This window comes from Nocardia sp. NPDC058058, assembly GCF_042885355.1.
In the GTDB taxonomy this organism is placed as follows: Bacteria; Actinomycetota; Actinomycetes; order Mycobacteriales; family Mycobacteriaceae; genus Nocardia.
Genome location: NZ_JBHVSA010000004.1, coordinates 994476 through 1011857, shown reverse-complemented (window position 1 = coordinate 1011857; position 17382 = coordinate 994476). Strand labels below are relative to the sequence as shown.

Sequence of the window (17382 nt, the reverse complement as noted above, 5' to 3'; positions counted from 1 at the left end):
GGAGGCTTTCCGCTTCACACACGGTGCCGACAATCGACGCATGTCGCACCCTGGACCCACCGTCGCGGAGATTCTGGCATCGCACGAAAGTGGTAGCGGGTCACCGATACACACGGCCGCGCGGGTGGCCGACGCCATCGCCGCGCGCGGAGATGACGGCACCTGGATCACGCCGGTGCCCCGGGAACAGCTGCTCGCCGCCGCCGCGGAGATCGAACAGCGACCGGGCGCGCGGACGCTACCGCTGTACGGGGTGCCGTTCGGGGTCAAGGACAGCATCGATGTGGCGGGCTGGCCCACCACGCTCGCCTGCCCCGACTTCGCCTATACCGCAACCGAAACCGCGCCCGCCGTACAACGGCTACTCGACGCCGGGGCGCTGTTCGTCGGCAAGACCAACCTCGATCAGTTCGCGACCGGACTGAACGGCACCCGGACGCCGTATCCGATCCCCCGCAGCGTATTCGGCGGGGATCTCATCTCGGGCGGCTCCAGTTCGGGCTCGGCCCGGGCAGTGGCGCTGGGCGAGGTGCCATTCTGTGTCGCCACCGATACCGCCGGTTCGGGCCGAGTTCCGGCCGCGCTCAACGGGATTGTGGGGTGGAAGCCCTCGCGCGGGCTGATCAGCACGGTCGGTCTGGTGCCTGCCTGCAAATCGTTGGACTGCCTGACACTGATGGGCACCCGGATCGAGGATCTGGACCGCGTCTTCGAGGTGATCGCGGGCGTGGACCCGGCCGATCCGTGGAGCCGCGAGCGCGGGGAACGCTTCGACGGCAAGCGGATTCGGGTCGGACTGCCCGCCGAGGACGAACTCGAATTCTTCGGCGACGAGGTGTTCCGACACGCGCACCTGGGGATGCGCGATCGCCTCGCCCGCCTCGGATTCGACTGCACGCCAACCACACTGCGTCCGTTCCTGGACGCGGGCGAACTGCTGTACCAGGGACCGTGGGTGGCCGAGCGGCTGGTGGAGTTCGAGACCTTCCTCGCCGAACACCCCGATTCCATCCTGCCGGTGATCCGCGAAATCCTCACCGGCGGTTTCCGATTCAACGCCGTGGATGTCTTCCGCGCCCAGCAGCGCCTTCAGGAGCTCAAGGCCGCGGTGTCCCGCATGTGGACGGATTTCGATGTCATGGTCGTACCCACCATCGGCACCACCTTCACGGTGCCACAGGTGCTGGCCGATCCGATCGCCGCCAATACCGTGCTGGGTCACTACACCCATTTCGGAAACCTGCTGGACCTCACCGCGATCGCCGTGCCCGTGGGCATGACCGCGGATGGCCGCCCGCTCTCGGCCATGGTCTTCGGACCCGCGCTGGCCGATGACACGGTGCTCGCGGCGGCCGCCCGCATCCTCGACGAGCCGCGCCCGCTGGTGGCGCATTCGGAAGTCCGGCTCGCAGAGAGAGAACGAAGATGACGGCAGTTCAACACATTTCGGCGCGGCCGACCGAATACTCCTTCGAACCGGGCGCGCTGGCGCTGCTCGTCATCGATATGCAGCGCGACTTCCTGCTACCCGGCGGGTTCGGCGAGAGCCTGGGCAATGACGTGGCCCTGCTGCGCACCGTCATCGAACCGCTGGCCGCGTTGATCGCCGCCGCCCGCGCGGCCGGAATCCCCGTGATCCATACCAGGGAGGGACATCTCCCCGATCTGTCCGACTGCCCACCGGCGAAGTTGTTGCGGGGCAGTCCCTCACAACGCATCGGTGATCCGGGCGCGTTCGGGCGCATTCTGGTGCGCGGTGAGTACGGGCACGACATCGTCGATGAACTCGCGCCGCTCGCGGGCGAGGTGGTGATCGACAAACCCGGTAAGGGCGCGTTCTACGCCACCGAACTCTCGGATGTGCTGGCGGCCAAGGGCATCACCTCGCTGCTGGTCACCGGGGTCACCACCGAGGTGTGCGTGCACACGACCGTGCGCGAGGCCAATGATCGCGGATTCGAATGCCTGGTCGTCTCCGACTGCGTCGGTTCGTATTTCCCGGAATTCCAGCGAGTCGGGCTGGAGATGATCGCCGCGCAGGGCGGCATCTTCGGCTGGGTGGCCGATTCGGCCGCCGTCATCGGCGCTCTCGACGCCAGCACTTCGGCTCCATCGCACGCCAGCGCTCAGTGAACAGGAACCAGCATGTCCGTCGATACCAAGCTCCCTGACGAAACCGGTTCCGCCGCACCACTTTCACTGCCCTGGTGGACGCGCGGCGATACCAATGCCTTCTTCGGGTTGTCGTTCAATATTCTCGTCAATGTCCTGACCCTGACCACGCTTTCCATTGCGGTGGTGAAGATTCCGAGCGGTGATGTGCTCGGCACGGTGCTGCCCGCGCTGGGTGTGGCGCTGGTGCTGGGCAATCTCTACTACATGCTGCTGGCACGGCGGCTGGCCCGCCGCGAGGACCGCGATACGGTGACGGCGCTGCCCTACGGGCCGAGCGTGCCGCATATGTTCATCGTGGTCTTCGTGGTCATGCTGCCCATCTATCTGAAGACCAATGATCCGATGAAGGCCTGGTCGGCCGGTCTGGCCTGGGCGTTCATGATCGGCGTCATCGTGATGATCGGGGCGTTCGTCGGGCCGTTCATTCGCAAGATCACCCCGCGCGCGGCCATGCTGGGCACCCTCGCGGGTATTTCGATCACCTTCATCGCCATGCGGCCCGCCGCGCAGATGTGGGAGGCGGCCTGGATCGGACTGCCGGTGCTGGCGATCATCCTGATCGGCTTCTTCACCGATGTGAAGCTGCCGGGCAATGTGCCGATCGGCCTGGTGGCGCTGCTCGTCGGTACGGCGATCGGCTGGATCGGCGGCTATATGTCGGTACCGGACGTCTCCGCCGCCGCGCACAATATCGCGCTGGGCCTGCCGGATCTGCGGCTGCATCTGCTCTTCGACGGACTGGGCAATCTCGCACCGCTGCTCGCGACGGCAATTCCCTTGGGCGTCTACAACTTCACCGAAGCCATGAGCAATGTGGAGAGCGCGGCGGCCGCCGGCGATAACTACAACCTGCGCAGCGTGCTGCTGGCCGACGGCTTCGGCGCGATCATCGGCTCCGGGTTCGGATCGCCGTTCCCGCCCGCGGTGTACATCGGGCATCCCGGCTGGAAGGACGCGGGCGGCCGCACCGGATACTCCCTCGCCAGCGGCGCGATTATCGGATTGATGTGCTTCCTCGGCCTTTTCGGGGTGCTGGCCACCATTCTGCCGATTCCCGCGATCGTCCCGATTCTGCTGTACATCGGCCTGCTGATCGGTGCGCAGGCCTTCCAGGCGGTGCCGCGCCTGCACGCGGTGGCGGTGGTGGCGGCGCTGCTGCCCAATCTCGCGGAATGGGGTGTGGGACAGATCGACAACGCGCTCAGCGCGGCCGGTACCACCGCGGACAAGGTCGGCGAAGCGGCGCTGGGACAGGCGGGCGTGGTCTACGACGGATTGAAAACGCTCGGATCCGGTGCGGTGCTCGCCGGTCTGGTGCTCGGCACCATGGTGACGTTCATTCTCGAAAAGCGTTTCCGCGCAGCGGCTGTCGCGTCGGTGGTGGGTGCGGGGCTGGCGTTCATCGGACTCATCCACGCGTCCGAGGTCGGCTGGGCGGCCGCGCCGAAGGTGGCACTGGGTTACCTGTTCTTCGGACTCGTCTGCCTGGCCTGCGCGTTCCTGCCCAAGCCGAGTCAGGAGCCCGCACCCGACACGCTCGACACGGCGGAAGCGGAATCCACGTAGCGCGAAGGGGCGGGTGCGGGGCACACTCGGTGCTGTGAAGCTGATGCCAGTTGGGGGTGGGCTGTCGTGAGCACGCTTGCTCGAGGAGAGAACCGCCCCGCACCCGGGGAGCGCTTGACGGTCACCGTCGCCGGTTCGGCCGCGCTCGACGTCTCGGCGCTGCTGCTGGGCACCGACGGAAAAGTGCGGTCCGACGCCGATTTCGTGTTCTTCAACCAGCCCGCGGGCCCCGGAGTCACCTATCGGCACGGGGCCGGGCGCGGTGACATGGTCGATGTGCGGACCGGCGAGGTGCCCGCGAAGGTGGACAAGGTGGTGGTCACCGCCAGCCTGGACGGCAGCGGCCCCGCCACCTTCGCCGGGGTCGGCACCCTCACCGCGACCATCGGCTCCGATTCAGGGTCCTTGACCTTCCCCATGTCCGGGCTCAGCACCGAGACCGCCGTCGTGTGCGTGGAGATCTACCGCCGCGGCGGGGCATGGAAAGTGCGGGCCGTAGGACAGGGCTACGACAACGGCCTCGCCGGTATCGCCGAAGCGTTCGGCGTGAATATCGACGATGAGCCCGCGCCCGCGCCGCCCAGCGCGCAAGCGGTCGCCACGCCGCCCGGCCAGTACCCGTCCGCGCCGCCGCCGCGGCCCCCGAGCGCATCGCCGCAGGGCCAATACAGCCCGCCGCCAACGCAATTCGCGCCGCCTCCCGCGCCCGGGCAGTACAGCCCGCCGCCTCCCCCGCCCGCTGCCCCGCAACCTCATTCACCGTCGCCGGCTTACTCCGCGCCGGCCGCACCCGCCTTTTCGCAAGGAGCCCAGCCCATGCAGAGCGAACTGTTCGATCCCCGTCATGCCGAGGTCAATGGCATCGGTATTCAGAAGCAGGGCGGGAAGATGATCAAGGTCGCCGTCAATGGGGAGGTGATGGCGCGGGCCGGATCCATGGTCGCCTACCAGGGCGATCTGCAATTCAAGGCGCTCGGCTCCGGCGGTATCGGCCGTGCCATCCAGCAGCGGCTGACCGGTGAGGGCGTACCGCTCATGAAGGTCACCGGACGCGGTGACCTGTTCCTGGCCAATGGCGCGGCCGATGTGCACACCGTCGACCTGGACGGCACCGACGGTCTCACCATCAACGGCGCGAATGTGCTCGCCTTCGATCCGACGCTGACCTACAACATCAAAATGGTCCAGGGCGCAGCGGGTTTCGCCAGCAACGCGGGCCTGTTCAACTGCGTCTTCACCGGTCGCGGCCGCATCGCCATCACCACGCACGGCTCCCCCGTCGTCCTCAATGTCGACCAGCCCACCTACGCCGACCCGCAGGCCGCCGTCGCCTGGTCCTCCAGCCTGCAAACCGGCATCAAGCGCAATGACTCCATGGGCTTCAGCCGCCTCATCGGCCGCAGCACCGGCGAGGGCATGACCCTGTCCTTCTCCGGCCGCGGCTTCGTCATCGTCCAACCCTCCGAACTCCCGCCCGGCGGCCTCATCGGCGGCACCGGCGGCGGCCAGGAAGCCGGCCAGAGCGGCGGCCTGCTGGGCGGCATCCTCGGCTGATCACCCGGGAGCATCCCACCTAGAATCATGGGATGAAGGTGCTCGGTGCTTGCCCGCTGGATTGCCCGGATGGCTGCTCCTGGGTGGTGGACGTCGAGGATGGCGTCGCGGTCGGGTTGCGGGGGAACAAGGCGCATCCGGTCACCAGGGGTGCGCTGTGTGTGAAGGTGAATCGGTATCTGGAGCAGTTGAAGTCCGATGAGCGGATCACCTTTCCGATGCGGCGGGTCGGGCGCAAGGGTGAGGGGCGGTTCGAGCGGATCACCTGGGATGAGGCGCTCGACGAGATCGCCACGCGGCTGAACGGTGTGGTCGCCGAACACGGCGGGGAGGCGATCTGGCCGTTTCACGGGACCGGGAGCCTCGGGTATATCCAAGGGCTGGAAGGGTTTTCGGGGCGGCGGTTCTTCAATGTGCTGGGCGCGTCACTGCATGATCCGACGATCTGCTCGGTGGCGGGGACGCTGGGGGTGAAGTACACGCTGGGGACTTCCGGTGGAATGGATCCGGAGGATTTCGTCCATTCGAAGTTGATTCTGCTGTGGGGCACCAATCCGCTGAGTTCGGGGCATCACGGCTGGAAGTTCATTCAGGACAGCGGGGCGTACACCGTCGCCATCGATCCGGTGCGTTCGCGCACCGCCGAGCGCTGCGATGAGCATCTCGCACCGCTGCCGGGCACCGATGCGGCGCTGGCGCTGGGGCTCATGCATGTCATCGTGTCGATGGGCGCGCAGGATGACACGTTCATCGCCGAGCACACCGTGGGCTGGGACGAATTCCGCACGCGGATAGCCGAATTCACCCCGGAGCGGGTCGCGCAGATCACCGGGTTGCCGGTGGAGCGGATTGTCGCGCTGGGTGAGCGCATCGCCCGCACCCGTCCCACCGCCATTCGCGCCTCACAGGGTATGCAGCGGCACGCGGGCGGCGGCATGGCGCTGCGGGCACTGGCCTGCCTGCCGGGCGTCACCGGCGACTGGGCGATTCCCGGTGGCGGACTGCACTATTCGACGAGCGGGCATTTCGATCTGAACACCGCCGGTCTGGTGCGTTTCGATCTGCTGCCGCATCCGGTGCGCACGCTGTCCATGACCCGGCTCGGCGAAGGACTGTCGGAGACCGATGGACCACCGGTCAAGGCGCTGTTCGTGATCGCCGCGAATCCGGTCGGATCCAATCCCGATCAGGCGGGCGTGCGGCGCGGACTGGCCCGCGAGGATCTGTTCACCGTTGTGCTGGAACACTTTCCGACCGATACCGTGGACTACGCCGATATCGTGCTGCCCGCCACCATGCAGCCCGAACATCTCGACGTGCTGGCCGCGTACGGCAATCTGTATCTGGTGTGGAATGAACCGGCGGTCGCGCCGCCGGGTGAATGCCTCTCCACCACCGAGACTTTCCGGCAGCTCGCGCAGCGCATGAACCTCACCGAGCCCGCGCTCTACGACTCCGATGAGGAGCTGGCCGCACAGCTGCTGAAGGGCCATGACATCGACCGCCTGCGCCGCGAGGGCTTCCTGAAGGTATCGCCGCGCCCGGTCCCCGTCGACAAGGTGCGCTTCGTCTCCGACCGCGCCGCGATGGCGGGTCATGACCCGCTACCGGCGTACATCCCGCCCGCCGATCCCGGCGACGGACTGGTGCTGATCTCGGCGGCCTCGCACTACTTCCTGAACACCACCTTCGGGAACAACCCCGAATTGCGCCGCCGCGCGGGCGATCCGACGGTGATCCTGCATCCGGACGATGCCGCCGCCCGCGGCATCACGGACGGCGATCCGATCACCGTGGCCAATGAGCGCGGTTCGTTCCAGGCAATCGCGGAGGTCTCCGATCGGGTCCGCCCCGGTGTCGCCGCCACCCCCAAGGGCCGCTGGGCCAAGTATTCCGGCGGTGCGACCGTGAATGCCACCGTCGCCGAACGTGATTCGGACTTCGGTGGCGGCGCGGTATTCCACGACAACCGGGTGCGGATCACGGTCGCCGCCGAAATCGCTTAGGAGAACTGGATATTGACCGAGGCCCCGGGCGGAATCTTGCGCACCTGATCGTGGATCTGCCCGAGAATGTGCAGACTCACCACCATATCGGTGACATCGACATTCTCGGCCTCCAGCTCGCCACCGAGCACCAGCGGATGCGAGAAGTCGTAGACCTCATCCGCCCCCGGCACCAGCCCGCGCTCGCGGAGTTCGGCCGCGAGTTCGGCGAGCAGGTACTTCTCCTGTCCCGCAGCGGTATTCAGCTCGGCTTCGAGGTCATCGAGGGTGTCCCATTCGCGGGTGAGCTCACCTTCGACGGTATCGAGCCACCACACGCCGTCATCCCCGCCCAAGAACACATCGCCGAAGACCGAGGTGAACAGCGGCGTCTTGTCCGCGAGCCCGATCCACGCCCAGGAACTCAGCGCGTCGCCGAACTGTTCGGGCGTGAAGGATTTGATCAGTTCCACACCGGCACACTACATCTCACCCCCACGATCACATCCACGCGCGGGAGCCCGGTGATCGGCCGAGGCGGCCCCGCCCGCCTCGGCCGATCACCGGTGTCGCGAACTAGGCGGCGCTACCGCTCGCCTGCGACATGATCGTGGTGAAAATGTTGGCGATGACTTCGAGCAGTTCCATCGGGGTACCTCATCAACTGGAAAGTGGGACACCGCAGCCTCATGGACCGCGGTGTACGGCGGGTGTCCGCCACATGAATACCCGTGGTCATTCTGCACACCTGCGGCAAATGTCCGGTGTGACCGAATTTGTGTAACGCTCGTCACAGCCCGCTGTTACCGTGGCGGAACCCGTCGCATGCGAGGCGGTGGGCCGCACATTCTTTCGGAGGTGGGTCGACATGGCCTCGGTTCTGCATTCGGCGCAACAGCGACTGGCACATACCGCCGAGGTGCTCAAGGGGTTGAAAACCCTGCGGGACAAGGGAATCACCGATCCACGCAATCCGGTGGAGACGCTGCGCACCGCCCGGGAATCCCAAGTGTTCGGCCCGCCCGCCACCGCGGTGCGGCATGCCGCGCGCGTCTGGCCCGAGCTCATCGGGCTCGCCGACGAACGCGGTGAGCTCACCTACCGCGAACTGGATGAGCGCTCGAACGCGGTGGCGCGCGGCCTGCAACGCCTGGGCGTCACCCCCGGCACCGTGATCGGCCTGCTGGCCCGTGATCATCGCGGCCTGCTGCTGGCCATGGTCGCGGCGGGCAAGCTCGGCGCGCGCGTGGCATTGATGAACACCGGATTCGCCAAACCGCAGTTCGCGCAGGTCTGCGAGCGCGAACTGGTCAAGATCGTCATCCATGACAGTGAGTTCCTGGGCCTGCTCGACGCGCTGCCCGCCGAGCTGCCGCGCGTGCTCAGCTGGGTGGACGAGGGCGTCGACCTGCCCGCGGGCACGGTAACCCTGGACACCCTGATCGACGCCAATGCCAAAGCCCCGCTGCCCAATCCGAAGAAGCCGGGCGGCGTCGTCATCCTCACCAGCGGCACCACCGGCCTGCCCAAGGGCGCGCCCCGCGATAAGACCTCACCGCTGGCCACCGTGCAGGTGATCGACCGCATCGACTTCCCGTCCCAGGGCACCATGGTCATCGTCTCGCCGATCTTCCACAGCACCGGACTGGCCACCTGGCTGGTGGGCACCGGACTGGGCAACAAGGTGGTGGTGGCGCGCCGCTTCGACGCCGAGCGCACCCTGCGCCTGATCGCCGAGCACAAGGCGGACATGCTGGTGGCGGTGCCGACCATGCTGCATCGAATGGTGGAGCTGGACAAGGATATTCGCGATCGGTACGACACCTCGTTGCTGAAGGCCATCGTGATCGCGGGCTCGGCGCTGTCCCCGGAACTCTCGGTGCGCACCGCCGAGGTGTTCGGCCCGGTGCTCTACAACCTGTACGGCTCCACCGAATGCGCGGTGGCGACGGTGGCGCGGCCGGAGGACCTGGCCATCGCGCCGGGTACCGCGGGCCGCTCCCCCACCACGTGCGAGGTGGTGCTGTTCGACGCGGACGGCAAACGCATTCGCGCCAAGAACGTCACCGGCCGCATCTTCATTCGCTCGGGAGCACCGTTCAAGGGCTATACCGACGGACGGCACAAGCAGATCATCGACGGCTATATGTCCAGCGGCGATGTCGGCCATTTCGATGATCGCGGACTGCTTTTCGTGGACGGTCGCGATGACGACATGATCGTCTCCGGCGGTGAGAACGTCTTCCCGCAGGAGGTGGAGAACCTGCTGCTGGAACGCCCCGATGTCTTCGACGCGGCGGTGGTCGGCGTGGACGATGTGGAATTCGGCAAACGCCTGCGCGCCTTCATCGTGCCCGAACCCGGTGTCCCCGCACCCGATCCGGCGGAGATCAAGGCGTACATCAAGAACAATCTGGCCCGCTACAAGGTGCCCCGGGATGTGTTCTTCCTGGACGATCTGCCGCGCAATGCCACCGGCAAACTGCTGCGCCGGGTGCTGGTGGAATACGAGGAGCCCGCCAATTCCTGACCCTGCGCGCGATCCGCGCGGGTGTCATCCCCGCCACCACCTGGGCGGTTTATACGCTACCTCGGGTACCAGAGACCTCGGCCACACCCTTCCCACCAGCGCTTGCTAGGGTTAGCGGTGCACTGGATCTCGAGGTTGCGGTCCGAGCGCCGACTCGTCCGGCGGGGGATCGCGGAAGGTTGTACCTATGTCTCTAGCCCTTCCGTCGGCAGGCACGGTTTTTCGCAAGGCCGGTGATACGGCGCTGAGTGTCAACGCCATGGTGCGCGGGGGTCTGTTCAATCCGCTGCGCCCGGATCAGGCGGTGCGGTCGGCGCTCAATGTGCTCAAGTTCGGGCCCTTCGCGGGCGCGGTCGTGCACGCCGCCAACACCAATCCGAAGTCGGCGGCCATTGTCGACGAGCGCGGCGAGATGACCTTCGAGCAGCTGGACAAGCAGTCCTCGGCCTTCGCGCGCGGCCTCGCCGCCCAGGGCCTGGGCCCGGGCGATGTGATCGGCGTACTGGCTCGCGATCATCGCGGCATGGTGCTCGCCCTGGTCGCCGCCGGCAAGCTCGGCGTGCGCGCGGTGCTGATGAACACCGGTTTCGCCAAGCCGCAGTTCGCGGATGTCGCGACGCGCGAGAAGGTCAAGGCGGTGCTGCACGACAGCGAGTTCTTCGACCTGATGGGCGCGATTCCGGCCGAGATCCCGCGCATCCTGACCTGGGTCGATGAGAAGGACAACGCGGACCCCTCGATTCCGACCATCGAATCGGTGGCGGCCGGGCAGTCCACCGCGCCGCTGTCCCCGCCGGATAAGCCGGGCGGCATGGTCATTCTGACCAGCGGTACCACCGGCACCCCGAAGGGCGCGCCCCGCGATAAGGTCAGCCCGTTCATCACCGCGCAGTTCCTGGATCGAATCCCGTTGCCGCGCAACAGCACCGTGGTGATGGCCGCGCCGATCTTCCACGCCACCGGGCTGTCCCAGTTCACCATCTCCATCGCACTGGGCAACCGAGTCGTGTTCCAGCAGCGGCGTTTCGACCCCGAGACCACGCTGGCGAACATCCAGAAGTACCGGGCGCAGGGCCTGACCGTGGTGCCGACCATGCTGCAGCGCATCCTCGATCTGCCCGCAGAGACCCTCGCCAAGTACCAGCCGAGCGAGACCCTGCGCGTGCTGTTCGCCGCCGGTTCGGCCATCCCGCCGGACGTGGTCACCCGCACCCTGGACTACTTCGGCGATTCGCTCTACAACGTGTACGGCTCCACCGAATGCGCCGTCATGACCGTGGCCAACCCGGCGGAACTGCGCAAGGCGCCGACCACCGCGGGCAAGGCGCCGGTGGGCATTCGCATCGCGCTGTACGACGAGAACCGCAAGCGCATCACCGCGCCGAACGTGACCGGCACGATCTTCATCGAGAACGGGCACTCGTTCAAGCAGTACACCGACGGGCGCACCAAGGAGTACGTCGACGGGCTCATGTCCAGCGGCGATGTCGGCCACTTCGATACCGACGGACTGCTTTTCATCGACGGACGCGATGACGACATGATCGTCTCCGGCGGCGAGAACGTCTTCCCGCAGGAGGTGGAGAACCTGCTCTCCAACCGCCCCGATGTGCTCGAGGCGGCCGTGGTCGGCGTCGAGGACCGCGACTTCGGCAAGCGGCTGCGCGCCATCGTCGTACCGGGACCGGACTCCAAGCGCGATGTCCAGGAGATCAAGGACTACGTCAAGGAGAACCTGGCGCGCTACAAGGTGCCGCGCGAGGTGATCTTCCTCGATGAGCTGCCGCGCAATGCCACCGGCAAGCTGCTGCGCAAGCCGCTGATCGAAATGGCCGTTCCCGCCGAGTAATTCCGGATGGAAACTGTAATGCCGGGCCGGGAAAAGGGCCCGGCATTCTCAGCTATTATCAGCGCGTGAGTTTCGAGTCCGGCCGGTCGACGGCGCATAACAGCGGTGATGCCGCTGTATTGCGCGGTGGATCGGCCGGACTGCTTTCCGGGGCGTTCGCGGTCGCCGCGCACGGCTGGATCTCCGGGGCCGCGCCACTGGAGTCCGGTGCGCTGACGCTGCTGGTGGCGGCTTCGGCGGCGGTCGGTGCGCTGGTGGCCGGAATCGGCGCGCTGCGCACCAGCTGGCTCGGGCTCGTCATCGCACTCATCGGCGGACAGCTGCTCGGGCACTTCAGCATGATGTGGGGGTCGCCGGGGAGCAGCGCGCATCACCACCATCACGCGTCGATGTGGAGTCCGGCCATGCTGGCCGCGCATATCGTGGCAGCCTGCGTGGCCGCCGTGGTGATTCTGGGCGCGGAGGGCGCGTATCGCATAGCCAGCACGGTGCTGGCTTGGGCGCTGCCCGTTGCTGTTTCGCTGCCGGTGCTGACCGGACCACCTCAGCTTCCGATCGCGCATCGCGATCGGGTCGTGCTGCGCGTCTTCGCGGCCGACGCCTTCCGGACCCGCGGTCCACCCACTCTCGGTCGAGTCTGATTTCTCCTCTCACCCGGCACGGACCTGAGTGTTCGTGTGTCTTCGCCGTATTCGGCGTACCCGGGTTCTCCTCGAACATCAGAAAGACCGCTGGTGACTATTACCGAGAGCGGTGCCGTCGAGACGGTACCGCCTATTCCCCCTGCCCAGAATTCGGAATCTCCCCCACCTAAACGCAGTGCGGGCAATGCCTTTCAGGCGCTGATGCTGCGACTGCATTTCTATGCCGGTGTATTCGTCGCACCGTTCATTCTCATTGCCGCCGTGACCGGTGCGCTGTACGCGGTGGCGCCCACGCTGGAGACCTTCGTCGATCGCGGTCTGCTGCACACCGATTCGACCGGTCCGGCCAAACCGCTGTCCGAGCAGATCGCCGCGGCCACCGCGGTGCAGCCGAAGCTCCCGCTGGTCGCGGTCGCACCGGCGCAGAACAGCGGTGACACCACCCGGGTCATCTTCAATGATCCGAGCCTCGGCGCGTCCGAGCGGCGGGCGGTGTTCATCGATCCGGTGACCGGGAAGTCCGTCGGCGACAGTGTCGTCTACGGCAGTTCCGGGGCGCTGCCGACGCGCACCTGGATCGATCAGCTGCACCGGGATCTGCACCTGGGCGACTTCGGCCGCTACTACAGCGAGATCGCGGCGTCCTGGCTGTGGGTCATCGCGCTGGCCGGGCTGGTGCTGTGGTTCCGCCGGGTGCGGGCGCGACGCGAAAAGCGTTCGGCCGGTTGGCTGTTCCGCCCGGACCGCTCGCGTCCCCGGGCGCGGACACTGAATTGGCATGCGGCCGTCGGCATCTGGATTCTTCCGGTGCTGCTGTTGCTGTCCGCGACCGGTATGACCTGGTCCAAGTACGCGGGTGAGAACGTCACCAAGCTGCGCCAGGAGATGAGCTGGACCACGCCCGCGGTGACCACCAAGATCCCCGGAACCGATGGCCCGGCCGTGCCCGCCGCCGGTGATCACGCCGGTCACGGCGGGGGCGCGATGCCCACCGCCGCGCCGAGTGCGAACAAGGCGGCGCTGGTGGACACCGTGTACGCGGTGGCGCGCGCCAATGGTGTGGACGGCCCGATCGAGATCAGCATTCCGGCCAAGGACGGCACCGCGTTCGTGGCCAAGGAACTGCGCCGCCCCGGCGTGCTGACCGTCGATGCCATCGCGGTGAACGGCAGCACCGGTGTGGTCACGGACTCGCTGAAGTACTCGGATTGGCCGTTGGCCGCGAAATTGACCAACTGGGGCATCCAGTTCCATATGGGCCTGATGTTCGGGCTGCTCAATCAGCTGCTGCTGCTGGCCGTCATGGTCGGCCTGCTCACCGTCGTGGTGCGCGGCTATCTGATGTGGTGGCGACGCCGCCCGACCAAGTCCGAGGGCAAGGTCGCGCTGGGTAAGGCCCCGCGGCGCGGGGCGCTGCGGCAGACCCCGATCGCGGTGCTGGTGCCGTTCGTCGCGGTCGCCGCGGTGGCGGCCTGGTTCGCACCCATGATCGGCATTCCCCTCCTCGGTTTCCTACTGGTGGACGTCTTGGTGGGCTTGGCATCCCGCCGTCGCGCCACCGCCTGACAACCGAATCCCGCTGAGCGGCACGGCCATTGGGTCGTGCCGCCGGTGAGCCATACCTTTTCACGCCGATCCCGGCGGTCGGGATCGACTCTGCCGTGCAGTACCTGACCTGCACTGACACAAGGATTTTCACCTGATGAAGCTCAACACGTTCGCCGCGTCCATCGCCATGTCGAGCGCGCTTGCCATCTGCGCCGGCACCGCGCACGCCGATACGACGGCCGATGCGGCGATCAACTACACCGCCACGAACAGCGAGACCAACACGGTCATACGCACCGATGCCGGTTCCATGGCGGTCGAGGACGGCGTCTTCAAGATCAAGGCGGCCGACGGCAAGACCATCGCCGGAACCGAATTGACCTTCCGCGTAGACGATTTCGTCTTCCCCATCGCCACCGAGATCCACGACCGGGTCGCCACCCTCACCCCGCAGTTCGATCTGACCCACGCCACCTACCAGCCCGTGGCCCTCCCGTTCGAGAACGGGGCGCCCTGGAAGACCGAATACGACCGCGAACAGGCCGCCTGGAGCCGCATGACCAGCACCATCGGCATGGGCGCGACCATCGGCACCCTGGTCGGCGGCCTCGGCGGCGCGGCGGTCGGCTGCCTCATCGGCGGCGCCACCCTCGCCACCGTCACCGGTGCGCTGACCGCCATGTTCGGCGCTCTGGGCGGCGCGGTGCTCGGATGCATCGTCGGCATGAGCGTGATCGGGTTCCTCGGAACCGTCGCGGGGCAGATCTTCGTGACGGCTCCGGTGGCGATTCTCGCTGCGGCGCAGTACTTCACAACGATCAACCAGCCGTTCGTGGCGCCGGCGAAGTAGGCTCGGAATAGCGCGAAGGGTATCGCTCGGGCAATACGGACAATACCCTTCGCGCCTCTGAAAACAGTTGCATCACAATGTAATTCGACTTCCATGCCACCGCACTGCCAACTGCGATCGATTCCCTCGTTTCTCAGCCGCTTATTCCGGTGCCGGACAACGACATTGTCGAATTGATGCAACAGCTCGAAATCGCCACCCGCAAACTCGACGCGCTCAAACTCGATCTAGTCTTTGACCCTCTCAGTGAGTAGCAACTCCAGCTCAGCCGCAACTTCGTTGAGAGGGTCAAGACTCCGATGCACCCGACAGAGAATAATCGCCCCTTCCACGGACGAAAGTGTCAGTGTGGCAAGACTTCCCGCACGCCCCGCGGGCACTCCCGCAGCCGTCAGCGAGGCGATGAGCGCGGCGCGCCAGCGCACAAAAGTAGCCGCCACCTCCGGATGCAGCGCCCGATCATCCTCGGTACCACCGACCGCGACAGCGACAGCCGGACACACCGCCTGAAAATCCTCGGTATTCAGCAGTAACCGCTGCCAGAAATCAACAAGCCGATGCAACGCCTGCACCGGGCCGATCGCCGATGTCTCCTCGATCATGGCGGCGATGGCATCGGACGCCATACCCAAACTCTCACTGAGCAATTGACGGCGACCACCCGGAAAGTGATGGTAGACCGATCCGCGCGGCGCACCGGTGCGAGCCAGTACCGCATCGATGGTGACCCCCGCGGACCCTCGTTCCCGGAGCAGTTCGACCCCGCCGATCAGCATCCGCTGCCTGGTTTGACCACGTGCCGCCATAACGCTAATCCTCTTGCGGTGCTTCGAACTTCGCCTGCACGGCCGACAGGTTCGCACGCATGTTGCGCTCCCATTCGACCAGGCGATTGGCAATGATCCGCCCCTCCTTCTCCGGCATGGCGGTGATGGCCGCGTTCAACCCGGACGGGTCCGGCCCCATCCGGGCCCACTGCCGCACGATCACCCCGGAGCTGGCCGGATCGACCTCGAATCCCCAAGTGGCACTGACACCGAGCGGCCCGCGCACCTGCCACACCCACCGCCGTTCGGGCTCCACCTCGATCACTTCGCATTCGGTGCTCCACGCACCCATGGCGCTGTGCTGATTCGTGCCCCGGAATCGAGCGCCGAGCACGACGTGGTCCGCCCCATCCAGCCATTCGACCGAGTCCAATTCATCGGACGCACCGGCGGGCAGCCCGATATCGGTGACCACCGCCCATGCCTGCTCCGGGGTACAGGACACCCGCTGGGAAACTTCGATGGTTGGTTGATCGCGGTAGCGCACTGTGCAGCCCTTCGGGGTTCCGGCCAGAGTTTCTATGGTCTATAACATAGAACATGATCTCGATGGAGCCCAAGGGGAAACCGCTGAAGGTCGGAGTAGTCATCGAACCTCGCCTGCCGGGGGCGGCGGAGTTCGCGGTGGAGGCGGAGCGACTGGGCGTCGCCTCCCTCTGGGTGCCGGAGGTGTGGGGTTATGACGCACTGACCGGCCTGGCCTATCTCGCCGCCAAGACCTCGACGATCGGGCTGGGCACCTTCGTGGTTCAGCTCGGCTCGCGCTCACCGGCACTGCTGGCCACCTCGGCCCTCAGCCTGCAAGAGCTCTCCGGCGGACGCTTCAACCTCGGCATCGGGGTATCCGGGCCACGGGTCATGGAGGGCTGGCATGGCGTGCGGTTCCGCAAACCCGTCGCCACCACCCGCGAAACCATCGAGATCCTGCGAATCGTCAGTCGCGGTGAGCCTTTGAGCTACGACGGCGAGGTATACACGCTGCCACTACCGGACAGCGCCGGTCGGGCACTGCGTCCACTGATCGCGCCACGCGAGGTGCCGGTATACGTCGCGTCCATGGGCCCGGCGAATCTCCGCCTCACCGGCGCCGCCGCCGACGGCTGGCTCGGCAACGCGTTCATTCCCGAAGCGGCCGAGGTATTCCTCGATCCACTGCGGGAGGGCGCGGAATCGGCGGGCCGCACGCTCACCGAGCTGGATCTGGTCGCGCCGGTAGCAGTCGAGTTCGCCGACGACGAAACCGATGCGGCACAACGCATTCGCAAACACGCCGAGGGTTACGCCTTCACCATCGGCGCGATGGGAGCGAACGGCCGCAACTTCTACAACGAGGCGTTCACCCGACTCGGCTTCGGCCCGGCCGTGGAGCGCGTCGCGGAGCTGTGGCAATCCGGCAATCGCGATGAGGCACGCCGCACGGTCCCCCTCGAACTCGGCAGCCACACCAACCTGGTCGGCACCGCCGACGATATCGCCGAGCGCGTGAAACGCTATCGGGCAGCCGGGATTTCGACGCTATTGGCCAAGATGGAGACACCGTTCGAGGAACAGCTGGTCACCCTGCGCCGACTGCTCGATCTGGTCCACTCCTGAGCAGATGCGCCCGGCGCGGGCGGCGATGCCTATTCGGTCTCGTCGTCCGCGCTCGTCAGCTGCGGGACCGGGCGTAGGCGGACCCAGGCGAAGAAGATCAGGCCGACGACCGTCATACCTATTCCGGCCCATAGGTTTATATCGATGCCGCCGGTCTTGGCGCGCTGGAAATCGGTGTTGTACGCCAGCGCTACGACGATCAGGATCACTCCGTAGCAGGCGAGTAACCCGCCGACGATGGTGCGGATATCGAACAGCATT

Annotated in this window: 15 protein-coding genes; 11 read left to right on the top strand and 4 right to left on the bottom strand. The window is 66.6% G+C overall.

Features of this window, described 5'->3' with window-relative positions:
- Positions 1-40 precede the first annotated feature (40 nt).
- The 5 genes from ACFVUS_RS35715 (at position 41) to ACFVUS_RS35695 (ending at position 7301) form a co-directional block, all read left to right on the top strand.
- The gene (locus ACFVUS_RS35715; RefSeq protein WP_387776976.1) at positions 41-1429 is read left to right on the top strand and encodes an allophanate hydrolase; all 1389 of its coding nucleotides are present in this window, start codon (positions 41-43) and stop codon (positions 1427-1429) included.
- Positions 1426-2133, top strand: coding sequence for a cysteine hydrolase family protein (locus tag ACFVUS_RS35710; protein WP_387776973.1), 708 nt, complete (start codon positions 1426-1428; stop codon positions 2131-2133). The genes ACFVUS_RS35715 and ACFVUS_RS35710 overlap by 4 nt, the downstream gene beginning before the upstream one ends.
- Positions 2134-2145: 12 nt before the next feature.
- Complete coding sequence (locus ACFVUS_RS35705; RefSeq protein ID WP_387776970.1) at positions 2146-3741, top strand: regulator; 1596 nt, start codon at positions 2146-2148, stop codon at positions 3739-3741.
- A 66-nt stretch (positions 3742-3807) separates the two neighbouring features.
- On the top strand, positions 3808-5295 hold the full coding sequence (locus ACFVUS_RS35700) for an AIM24 family protein (RefSeq protein WP_387776967.1): 1488 nt from the start codon (positions 3808-3810) through the stop codon (positions 5293-5295).
- Between the two features lie 32 nt (positions 5296-5327).
- A complete protein-coding gene (locus tag ACFVUS_RS35695) occupies positions 5328-7301 on the top strand; it encodes a molybdopterin-dependent oxidoreductase (RefSeq protein WP_387776964.1) in 1974 nt (657 codons plus the stop codon).
- Here ACFVUS_RS35695 and ACFVUS_RS35690 read toward each other — a convergent pair.
- On the bottom strand, positions 7298-7753 hold the full coding sequence (locus ACFVUS_RS35690; protein WP_387776961.1) for a T6SS immunity protein Tdi1 domain-containing protein: 456 nt from the start codon (positions 7751-7753) through the stop codon (positions 7298-7300). The two genes, ACFVUS_RS35695 and ACFVUS_RS35690, sit on opposite strands and share 4 nt — an antisense overlap.
- A gap of 395 nt (positions 7754-8148) precedes the next feature.
- Here ACFVUS_RS35690 and ACFVUS_RS35685 point away from each other — a divergent pair, with 395 nt between their 5' ends.
- The 5 genes from ACFVUS_RS35685 (at position 8149) to ACFVUS_RS35665 (ending at position 14701) form a co-directional block, all read left to right on the top strand.
- Positions 8149-9810: an acyl-CoA synthetase gene (locus ACFVUS_RS35685; protein ID WP_387776958.1), complete on the top strand. Its 1662-nt coding sequence runs from the start codon at positions 8149-8151 to the stop codon at positions 9808-9810.
- Positions 9811-9997: 187 nt separating this feature from the next.
- On the top strand, positions 9998-11659 hold the full coding sequence (locus ACFVUS_RS35680) for an acyl-CoA synthetase (protein ID WP_375966145.1): 1662 nt from the start codon (positions 9998-10000) through the stop codon (positions 11657-11659).
- Between the two features lie 65 nt (positions 11660-11724).
- Positions 11725-12300 (top strand): hypothetical protein, encoded by a 576-nt coding sequence (locus tag ACFVUS_RS35675; protein WP_387776955.1) that lies wholly within the window; start codon positions 11725-11727, stop codon positions 12298-12300.
- A gap of 204 nt (positions 12301-12504) precedes the next feature.
- Positions 12505-13869: a PepSY-associated TM helix domain-containing protein gene (locus ACFVUS_RS35670; RefSeq protein WP_387776952.1), complete on the top strand. Its 1365-nt coding sequence runs from the start codon at positions 12505-12507 to the stop codon at positions 13867-13869.
- A 136-nt stretch (positions 13870-14005) separates the two neighbouring features.
- On the top strand, positions 14006-14701 hold the full coding sequence (locus ACFVUS_RS35665; protein ID WP_387776949.1) for a hypothetical protein: 696 nt from the start codon (positions 14006-14008) through the stop codon (positions 14699-14701).
- Positions 14702-14928: 227 nt separating this feature from the next.
- On the opposite strand, the gene ACFVUS_RS35660 is transcribed toward ACFVUS_RS35665, so the two are convergent.
- Together ACFVUS_RS35660 and ACFVUS_RS35655 are read right to left on the bottom strand one after the other, a co-directional pair.
- A complete protein-coding gene (locus ACFVUS_RS35660; RefSeq protein WP_387776946.1) occupies positions 14929-15507 on the bottom strand; it encodes a TetR/AcrR family transcriptional regulator in 579 nt (192 codons plus the stop codon).
- Between the two features lie 4 nt (positions 15508-15511).
- Entirely contained in the window at positions 15512-16015 is a 504-nt protein-coding gene (locus tag ACFVUS_RS35655; RefSeq protein ID WP_387776943.1) for an SRPBCC family protein, read from the bottom strand.
- A 53-nt stretch (positions 16016-16068) separates the two neighbouring features.
- Here ACFVUS_RS35655 and ACFVUS_RS35650 point away from each other — a divergent pair, with 53 nt between their 5' ends.
- Positions 16069-17121 carry an LLM class flavin-dependent oxidoreductase gene (locus ACFVUS_RS35650; protein WP_387776940.1) on the top strand — a complete coding sequence of 351 codons (1053 nt, stop codon included), beginning with the start codon at positions 16069-16071 and terminating at the stop codon, positions 17119-17121.
- Between the two features lie 29 nt (positions 17122-17150).
- Here ACFVUS_RS35650 and ACFVUS_RS35645 read toward each other — a convergent pair whose 3' ends face one another.
- Entirely contained in the window at positions 17151-17381 is a 231-nt protein-coding gene (locus tag ACFVUS_RS35645) for a hypothetical protein (RefSeq protein WP_387776937.1), read from the bottom strand.
- Between the last annotated feature and the right edge of the window lies 1 nt (position 17382).

Bases quoted from the DNA above. Each gene is read 5' to 3' on its own strand.
- ACFVUS_RS35705 (WP_387776970.1), top strand. From the start codon at position 2,146: ATGTCCGTCGATACCAAGCTCCCTGACGAAACCGGTTCCGCCGCACCA.
- ACFVUS_RS35670 (WP_387776952.1), top strand. From the start codon at position 12,505: ATGCTGCGACTGCATTTCTATGCCGGTGTATTCGTCGCACCGTTCATT.
- ACFVUS_RS35685 (WP_387776958.1), top strand. From the start codon at position 8,149: ATGGCCTCGGTTCTGCATTCGGCGCAACAGCGACTGGCACATACCGCC.
- ACFVUS_RS35680 (WP_375966145.1), top strand. From the start codon at position 9,998: ATGTCTCTAGCCCTTCCGTCGGCAGGCACGGTTTTTCGCAAGGCCGGT.
- ACFVUS_RS35710 (WP_387776973.1), top strand. From the start codon at position 1,426: ATGACGGCAGTTCAACACATTTCGGCGCGGCCGACCGAATACTCCTTC.
- ACFVUS_RS35645 (WP_387776937.1), bottom strand. From the start codon at position 17,381: ATGCTGTTCGATATCCGCACCATCGTCGGCGGGTTACTCGCCTGCTAC.
- ACFVUS_RS35695 (WP_387776964.1), top strand. From the start codon at position 5,328: ATGAAGGTGCTCGGTGCTTGCCCGCTGGATTGCCCGGATGGCTGCTCC.
- ACFVUS_RS35660 (WP_387776946.1), bottom strand. From the start codon at position 15,507: ATGGCGGCACGTGGTCAAACCAGGCAGCGGATGCTGATCGGCGGGGTC.
- ACFVUS_RS35665 (WP_387776949.1), top strand. From the start codon at position 14,006: ATGAAGCTCAACACGTTCGCCGCGTCCATCGCCATGTCGAGCGCGCTT.
- ACFVUS_RS35650 (WP_387776940.1), top strand. From the start codon at position 16,069: ATGATCTCGATGGAGCCCAAGGGGAAACCGCTGAAGGTCGGAGTAGTC.
- ACFVUS_RS35715 (WP_387776976.1), top strand. From the start codon at position 41: ATGTCGCACCCTGGACCCACCGTCGCGGAGATTCTGGCATCGCACGAA.